Here is a 4995-nt window from a genome sequence, read left to right as displayed (position 1 = left end):
ATGAAGGAGATGCTTGCGAAAAAACGGCGATGCGATGAAAAAACACCCTGAAGACACGCAGGACGGATACTACGACCCCCTGACCGGAGGCTTTATAACCGGCGGGAACATTCAGGACCCCGTTATTCGCGAATTTGACGCCGCCGTAGAACTCAATCCGCGCGACGCGAGCGCGTACCACAACCGGGCAGTCGCGAAGAGCGCACGGGAGATGTACGAAGAAGCCATCGAGGACTATGACAAAGCCATAAGCCTTGATCCGAAAAGAACCGCTTCCTATATCAACCGCGGGGTTGCGAAACTCAACCTGAACCGCGTCGCGGAAGCCATGGCGGATTTCAACAGAGCCTTGGGCCTTGATCCGAAGCACGAACTTGCCTATTACAACCTCGGGGTAGCGAAGGGAGAACTGGGTCGCTACAGGGAAGCCATAGGTGATTTTGACAGAGCCATTAGGCTTGCCCCCCGGATGTCAGAATGCCACTACGAGAAGGGGAGAATGAAGCAGTATCTGAATCAGCGCGAAGAAGCGGTCGCCGACTATGACAAGGCGATAAGCCTTGATCCTGAAAACATTATGGCTCTCTACGAAAGAGGAACCGTAAAGCTCGAGCTTGAACGGTTCGGGGAAGCCGCAGAAGACTTTGACAAAACAATAAATCTCGACCCTGAAGACGCAGGGGCCTACTACTACAGAGGGGTCGCGAGAATCAAGCTTGAAAGATACGAAGAAGCCGTTGAAGACCTCGACAAATCCATAAGGCTCGATCCCGAAGCCGATATGTCCTATTTCCAGAGAGGAGTTGCGGAAATATACCTTGAGCAGTACGAAGAAGCCGAAGAAGACCTTGGGAAAGCGATATTGCTTAACCCTGAGAATCTCAACACCGTGGCGCTTAAACAAATGCTTTCGGAAATGCTGGACCGCCATCGTGAAACCGAGAATTACTATGAATATATGCCTCCTGAAAACTCCTGGGCGTACGGCGACAAGGGAGTCGCGAGATACAGCCGGGGTCCGCGGGAAGACTACCCGGAGGACTTCGACGAAACGGCAAGGGAAAACCCCGAGTACGTTTCTTCCCTCATTGACAGAGGCGCTTTCAGATGCGTCTTCGGACTGGAGAAAAAAGCCTTTGAAGATTTCGACAAGGCCATAAGCCTTGATCCCGAAGATCCTCTTGCCCACTACAACAGGGCGTGCGCAAATATGCGCCTCGGGCGATACGAAAAGGCGGTGGCCGACCTTGACAGAGCCATAAGTCTCGATCCCGAAGATCCGCACGCCTTTTCCCAGAGAGCGTGGGCGAACACGAAACTCGTGCGATACGAAGAGGCGTTAGCCGACCTCGACAGAGTCATACGCCTTGACCCGGAAGACCCCGGCGTCCGCCACGAAAGAGCGTGGATGAACACAAAACTTGAACGATACGGAGAAGCCGTAGCGGATTTCGACGAGGCTATAAGACTCGGCCCCGAAGACTCCGGTGCCTTCTACAAAAGGGCCTGGGCCAAAACAGCGCTTGAGCGGTTTGAAGAGGCCGTGGAGGACTTTGACCACGCGGTGCGCCTCGACCCCGAAAATATGGAATTCCTCAACGCCAGGGTGCGCGCAAACACAAGACTCGGACAATACGAGCAGGCCTTATCCGACCTTGACAAAGCCATAAGCCTTGACCCGGAAGACCCCGGCGTCTGCTACGAAAGAGCGTGGATCAACAGAAATCTGGGACGGATCGAAGAAGCAGTAAAGGACTATGACAGGGCAATAAGTCTCTGCCCTGAAGACCCGGAGTTCTACACCGAGAGGGGAAGCGCCAAAAACTGGCTCGGACGATACGAAGAAGCAATCGCCGACTTCGATAAAGCTGCCGCGCTTGAAGACGAGTACTCCTACGATGAAAGAGGATTCGCAAACTCATGTCTCGGACGATACGAGGAGGCGGTCGCCAACTTTGACGAAGCCGAAAAGATGGATCCCGCAGAGCCGGCCATCTATCACAACAGAGGGTGTCTCAAAAACGCGCTGGGGAAACACGAAAAAGCTGTCTGTGACTTCGACGAGGCCATAGACCTCGACCCAGAGCTTGCCCTGTCCTACCTGTTCAGAGGTGTCGCGAAAAAAATTATCGGCAGGGAAGAAGAAGCAATGGAAGATTCGGCGCGGGCAGCCGACATAGATCCGTCTGTTGACGTCGGGCGGTACATACTTGAACATGAGGCCGTTATCAGGGGAGACAGAAAGCTTCCCCGTTCGCACCTGGTGGGGTTGGAATAATCGCAAAGCCGAAATGAAAGAAAAACCCGCGCCCTCGCTCAGGCTTGTGAAAAACGGCAAAAGAAAAAAACAGTCGGGCGATGCCGCAGAGCAGGCTCTTTATCTGTGCGCCAAGGGCCACGACGAACTTGACCGGGGAGCCTGATGTCAAGGCCGGACCCCGGGGTAACCTTCAGGCCCACATCGCTCCGAAGGGAACCAGCCAGAGCCCTTCACCGAAAGACCCCGCGGTTTTTCCGCAATACAGCACCACCCCCGTAAAAGAATTTCTTCCGGCGACTCTGTCCCTGAACCACTTGAGGTGCTTGAAGTCACTTCTCTGGACAGCCGTCGCGGCTTTTACCTCAATGCCGAGTATCGCACCGTCATCCCGGGTGATGATGAAATCAATCTCACGTTTTTCGCGGTCGCGGTAATGATGGAGTTCGTACTCTCCATTGCCGGCGTCCACAAGAGACGCAAGTTCGTTGAAAGCGAAGTTTTCAAGAAGTTTCCCGCTGCGGTCGGCATCCCTCCTTATCCGATCGACGCTCAGACGCAGCATTGAGAAAATCAGTCCGCTGTCAGTCATGAAAATCTTTCTCCTTTTCCCGACGCGCCCATAGTCCGTATCGCTCCAGGGCGGCACGCGCTCCACGAGAAACAGGGTCTCAAGCATATTCAGGTAGGACTCAAGAGTCGCGCGCTGAATGGACATCCCGCCGCCTATGGCGGAGAGATCAACAAACCTTGATGACCACGCGGCTAGAACTCTCATGAGCTGGCGCATGGCATCATGGTTTTTTATTCTGGCTATCTCGGCAAGGTCTCTTTCAAGCAGCGCTTCCACGTAATCCGTGTGCCATCGCCTGCGTGCACATTCCCCAAGGCCTATGGTCTCGGGATAACCTCCTCTTGCCGCCGCTTCGATTAACTCGCCACGCTCGTAATTCTCCCACTGGTATTTAAAGTCCTGATCAAACGCCCGCTTAAGGAATCCCGCTCCCGTGTTTCGTATTTCCCCCTCGGTAAGGGTCCTAAGCCTTATCTTCGCGACGCGGCCGGCAAGAGATTCCGTCACACCCGGAAGTTTCCGGACGTTGGATGAGCCTGTAAGCAGAAACTGTCCCGGCCTTGTGTTCTCATCAACTCTCATTTTTATAACGGACAGGAGGTCCGGGACTTTCTGAACTTCATCAATTATCAGCATTCCTTTTTCATGATTGACGAATTCAAACGGGTCGACACCGGCAAGTTCTCTCGATATTTTGTCATCCAGGGTGCGGTATTCGGTATTTTCCCTGTCAAGGTGCCTGACCAGGGTTGTCTTGCCGCATTGGCGAGGACCGGCCAGAAGCAGTACCCTCCGTTCCGTCATCGCGGTTTCGATAGATTTTTTCTGCCATCTCGCCAGTATTTCAGCCATCGGTTCCTCCCCTGCACTTTACCAGCAGGCTCTCCGCAATTTTTATAACACAAATCCCGCAATTTTACCAGTAGAAACTCCGCGATTTTTACAGTATAAGTTCCGCCATCTTGCCAGCGAATGTTTTGCCGGGAGTCGGATAATGAGTTTCCAAGAGAAATAACCGCGTCAGTCAGGCGCATGCCGGGGCACTTTCCCACCGTTGTCGTTACGGGCGCCCGTCAGACGGACAAGACAACGCTGCTGACAAAACTGTTCGGGAACTATGAACGAAGCGTCATAAGCTACCAGAAGCAGAAAGACGCCTTAACGTACCATTGACACTCAATTGCCTTCTTTGTTCTTTTGGGGTATTTTTCCAGAAGATTGGAATTTTCCGAAAAGCTGAAGGCGACTGGGTTTTGAGGCCGCAAAAACCATGAGCATTGATACGGAATTTCTCAGACGCTGCCTTGACACTCTTGAACACTGTCTCGAAGAGTTGAAACGCACAGACCCGGATGGAATCGCCTATGACGCCTACCGCGCGGCCTGCGTAAAAGAGTTTGAAATTATTCTGGAGCAGAGCGGCAACCTGCTGAAAAAAGTTCTGAGGGCTTATTTCGCTGACAACCGTCGGGCGGACCAACTGGTCTTCAAGGACCTTTTCCGCTACGCCGCCAAGCATGACCTCATTGACGCGGAAGCCTGCGAGCGCTGGCTTTCGTACCGTGACAACCGTAACGATACGGCGCACGGTTACGGAAAAAACTTCGCCGAGAGCACGATCCGGCTGCTTCCGGATTTTATAGCTGACGCCAAGGCACTGGCCGATGTAATGGAAGGAACAGACGATGGCTGAAAAACTGCACTTATCATCGAGGCACCGGGAGATGATCGAAGAGCTGCTGCGCCGCCACCTGCCCGGAGTCGAGGCTTGGGTTTACGGCAGCCGCATTCATGGCCGAAGCCATGGCGGAAGCGACTTGGATCTGGCGTTGCGCGCGCCCGGGCTGCGGCGGATTGACACCGACCGACTGAAAGCGCTCTCGGAAGCCTTTCGGGAATCGAATATCCCCTTTCTGGTGGAAGCCCGAGACTGGGCGTGCCTGCCGGAAAATTTCCACAGGGAAATAGAGAGAGACCACATTGTACTCGTATCCGGGCAGCATACGGAAAAACCGGGACCCTGAGAACGCGGAAAACCCCGAACAGATGCCGCGGCGGTTACCCTCGCCCCCGGAACTTATGTCTCGACATTCCCCGCACCCAAGTCCGGTTGCGGTAGGAATGCGGGTTTCCCCGCACCCCCCGCACAGATCCGTACGTGCGC

Annotated in this window: 5 protein-coding genes; 4 read left to right on the top strand and 1 reads right to left on the bottom strand. The window is 54.1% G+C overall.

Annotated features, from left to right (window positions below; genetic code table 11):
* The first annotated feature begins 34 nt into the window (after positions 1-34).
* On the top strand, positions 35-2278 hold the full coding sequence (locus tag OXG10_02805) for a tetratricopeptide repeat protein (protein MCY3826300.1): 2244 nt from the start codon (positions 35-37) through the stop codon (positions 2276-2278).
* Positions 2279-2291: 13 nt separating this feature from the next.
* On the top strand, positions 2292-2423 hold the full coding sequence (locus OXG10_02800; GenBank protein ID MCY3826299.1) for a hypothetical protein: 132 nt from the start codon (positions 2292-2294) through the stop codon (positions 2421-2423).
* Positions 2424-2450: 27 nt separating this feature from the next.
* Here the strand turns inward: OXG10_02800 and OXG10_02795 are convergent, their stop codons facing one another.
* Positions 2451-3683, bottom strand: a complete 1233-nt coding sequence (locus tag OXG10_02795; protein MCY3826298.1) for an ATP-binding protein — start codon at positions 3681-3683, stop codon at positions 2451-2453.
* A gap of 418 nt (positions 3684-4101) precedes the next feature.
* On the opposite strand from OXG10_02795, the gene OXG10_02790 reads away from it, so the two are divergent.
* Together OXG10_02790 and OXG10_02785 are read left to right on the top strand one after the other, a co-directional pair.
* On the top strand, positions 4102-4524 hold the full coding sequence (locus OXG10_02790) for a nucleotidyltransferase substrate binding protein (protein MCY3826297.1): 423 nt from the start codon (positions 4102-4104) through the stop codon (positions 4522-4524).
* Positions 4517-4855 carry a nucleotidyltransferase domain-containing protein gene (locus OXG10_02785; protein MCY3826296.1) on the top strand — a complete coding sequence of 113 codons (339 nt, stop codon included), beginning with the start codon at positions 4517-4519 and terminating at the stop codon, positions 4853-4855. Before OXG10_02790 ends, OXG10_02785 begins: the two co-directional genes overlap by 8 nt.
* Positions 4856-4995 lie beyond the last annotated feature (140 nt).

This window comes from Candidatus Dadabacteria bacterium (assembly GCA_026706695.1).
In the GTDB taxonomy this organism is placed as follows: Bacteria; Desulfobacterota_D; UBA1144; order Nemesobacterales; family Nemesobacteraceae; genus Nemesobacter.
Note: the sequence above shows the minus strand (reverse complement) of the source record. Positions and strands in the feature narration are given on the sequence as shown.